We start from the raw sequence: 2,743 nt of genomic DNA, 5'->3' as shown, positions 1-2,743 counted from the left end.
CGGGTTCGTCCGCCGGGCAGCGCAGCCGGGGGCCACGCCCGCCCTGGCGCAGGGCCAGCAGCAGGCAAGCCAGATACACGTCCAGATCGCCCTGATCCAGCCACGGTCCCTCACAGGTGACGGCGGCGGAAAGCGCCAGCGGCGTCACCGGGCGCAGGCACTGGCGCCCGGCGCGCAGGTAGGCGGCGGCGAACAGGTCGGATGCCAGGAACAGCGAGGGGATGTGGTCCAGAAAGACGCGCTCGTCGGCAATGCTCCACGCGGGAACACCGCCGGGCGATGCCGGGCGAAAGCCGGAAGGCGAAGGAACCATGTCCGGATCACCCAGGGGAGAGGAATCGAAGGGGGATGATTGCAGCACCAAGGCCTCCCGTGCTGGCCGGGCGGCACGGATACCAAAGCACCCATGACGCATGCCAGAATGCATCCATCGCCCGCGGGAGGCTGCGCGGGGCGGACATGCGACGCTGGCCATGGAGATGACGGACGGCCGGGTGCCTCTTTCCGGCCGTCCGCCCCTCCATTGTGCCGGGCCGCACCCGGTGCGGACCGGCCCCGCGCGCGCCGTTGCGTCAGTCGTCGCGCGCGGAACATGCATGCACTGGCGGCCGCCAGTGCGCAAAGGGCTATGCGTTCACTTGCGCCAGCATGGCGGTAAGGGCGCGCAGGTGGGCGCGTTCTTCCGCAATGCAGGCATCCACCGCCGCCTTTTCCCGGGCGGGCACCAGTTCGCGCATTTCGGTGAAGAACAGCAGGGTGTCCTTCTCGAACTGGATGGCCATGCGCAGGGCGGCGGCATGATCGTCGGCGGCGCCCTTGAGCGCGGTCAGGGTGCCGGCCTGGGTGAACAGCGCGTGCGAATCCAGCAGCGCGTGCAGATATTCCACGTACTCGGCGGCAATGCTCCACGCGGGCAGTTCCACGGGGCCGACGCGGTCGGCCATGGCGCGGAAGGTCGCCTCATGCCTGGCCTCTTCGTCGGCAAGGTGCTGGAACAGCGCCTTGACCTCGGGCTTGGTGGCCATGGCCACGGCCTGATTGTACACGTCCTGGCCGCGCTGCTCGATGCGGATGGCGGCGGCGGTGACGTCTGCGGCGTTGAAGAACTCGGCCATATGCTCTCCGTAGGTCCCCGGCGCGGCGTTTCCGCGCCGGGGGCTTGTGGACTTTCCGAAAGTACTCTCAGTGCTGGCGGGGAGCAGTTATCCCGTCTGCCGGCGCTCCCGCCCGCAAGGCAGGATTTTGTTCGCTGGCAAGGAAACCAAGCCCGCCAGGCGGGAGCATACTCTTCTCGTATTCGACCGCATGGCGGGCGCCGGTTGACGCAGCCAGCGGGCAAAAGCCAACTTGCGGTTAGAGTTCGTTGGGCAAGTCGCGCAGCTCCGCATACGTAAACACCGGCCCATCCACGCACACGTATTTCGTGCCGATGTTGCAGCGCCCGCAGATGCCGATGCCGCACTTCATGCGCCGTTCCAGCGTGGTGTAGATCTGCTCGTCGGCGAAGTGCAGTTTCTTCAGCGCCTCCACCGTGAACTTGATCATGATGGGCGGGCCGCACAGTACGGCCACGCTGTTCGCATTGGACGGGGCCAGGTCCAGCAGCACGTGGGGAATCAGCCCCGCGCGGTGCGGCCAGTCTTCCGGGGCCTGGTCCACGGTCAGCGTGGTCTGCATGTCGGAGCGGCCCAGCCATTCCTGCACATCGTCGCGGAAGGCCATGTCATTGGGCGTACGCGCGCCGTACAGCAGCGTGATGTTGCCGTAGTCGGCGCGGTTGTCCAGCATGTACAGCAGCAGCGTGCGCAGCGGGGCCATGCCGATGCCCCCGCCCACGAACACGATGTCCTTGCCGCGCATGTCCTCGATCGGAAACCAGTTGCCCAGCGGGGCGCGCACGCCCACCTTGTCGCCGGGCTTCAGCCCGTGCAGGGCGGCGGTCACCTCGCCCGCGCGCATGATGCTGAACTGCAGGTAGTCCATGCGGGTGGGCGGCGAGTTGATGACGAAGGTGGATTCGCCCACGCCGAACAGCGAAAGCTGGCCCACCTGGCCGGGGTTGAAACGGAAGGCCTCCATGCGCGCCGGGTCGTCGATGCGCACGCGCAGGGTCTTGATGGCCGGGGTTTCCTGCACGGTTTCCAGCACGGTGGCCACGTCGGGCAGATAGGGATTGTCGGTGAACCCCGTGCCCAGGGTAGTGGCGTGCGCGCCCGCTTGCGGGGTGATGGCATCAGGCATTGGGGGTCTCCTCATTGGCTTCGGTGGCGCGCACCACCATCTCGCGGATGTCCACGGATACCGGGCAACCGGTGATGCAGCGACCGCAGCCGTTGCACGACACCACGCCCTCGTGCAGTTGCGGATAGTACGAGAACTTGTGGCCCACGCGGTTGCGCAGGCGCAGGGCCTTGCCCATGCGCGGGTTGTGGCCGCTGGCCTCTCGGGTGAACAGCGAGGACATGCAGTTGTCCCAGCTGCGCAACCGCCTGCCGCGCATGCCGTCGCCGCCGTCGTTCTCGTCGGTGATGTTGAAGCAGTAGCAGGTGGGGCACAGATAGGTGCACGCCCCGCAGGACAGGCACTTGTCCGACATGTCGCGCCAGAAGTCGGTATCGGGGAAGCGCTCCAGCAGCCGCGCGGGCGTGGAGGACAGGTCCGGGGCCGGGCTTTGCGCGTCCAGCGCCGCCTTGGTGGCCGCATGCACGGCCTGTGCGGCGTCCGCACGGGCGGCGTCTGCCTC

At 67.8% G+C, this 2,743-nt stretch carries 3 protein-coding genes and 1 pseudogene; all 4 read right to left on the bottom strand.

Annotated features, from left to right (window positions below; translation table 11 throughout):
- A pseudogene (locus FVW20_RS11950) lies at positions 1-361 on the bottom strand (hypothetical protein); the annotation flags it as partial.
- Positions 362-626: 265 nt separating this feature from the next.
- A complete protein-coding gene (locus tag FVW20_RS11945; RefSeq protein WP_012611479.1) occupies positions 627-1,115 on the bottom strand; it encodes a ferritin-like domain-containing protein in 489 nt (162 codons plus the stop codon).
- Between the two features lie 238 nt (positions 1,116-1,353).
- Complete coding sequence (locus FVW20_RS11940) at positions 1,354-2,241, bottom strand: FAD/NAD(P)-binding protein (RefSeq protein WP_012611478.1); 888 nt, start codon at positions 2,239-2,241, stop codon at positions 1,354-1,356.
- The coding region (locus FVW20_RS11935; protein WP_196609792.1) for a 4Fe-4S dicluster domain-containing protein at positions 2,234-2,743 on the bottom strand (510 nt) is incomplete at its 5' end. The genes FVW20_RS11940 and FVW20_RS11935, both read right to left, overlap by 8 nt.

Source organism: Nitratidesulfovibrio oxamicus (genome assembly GCF_015731765.1).
In the GTDB taxonomy this organism is placed as follows: Bacteria; Desulfobacterota; Desulfovibrionia; order Desulfovibrionales; family Desulfovibrionaceae; genus Cupidesulfovibrio; species Cupidesulfovibrio oxamicus.
Note: the sequence above shows the minus strand (reverse complement) of the source record. Positions and strands in the feature narration are given on the sequence as shown.

Excerpts from the sequence above, each read along its gene's own strand:
- FVW20_RS11940 (WP_012611478.1), bottom strand. The coding sequence starts at position 2,241 with ATGCCTGATGCCATCACCCCGCAAGCGGGCGCGCACGCCACTACCCTG.
- FVW20_RS11945 (WP_012611479.1), bottom strand. The coding sequence starts at position 1,115 with ATGGCCGAGTTCTTCAACGCCGCAGACGTCACCGCCGCCGCCATCCGC.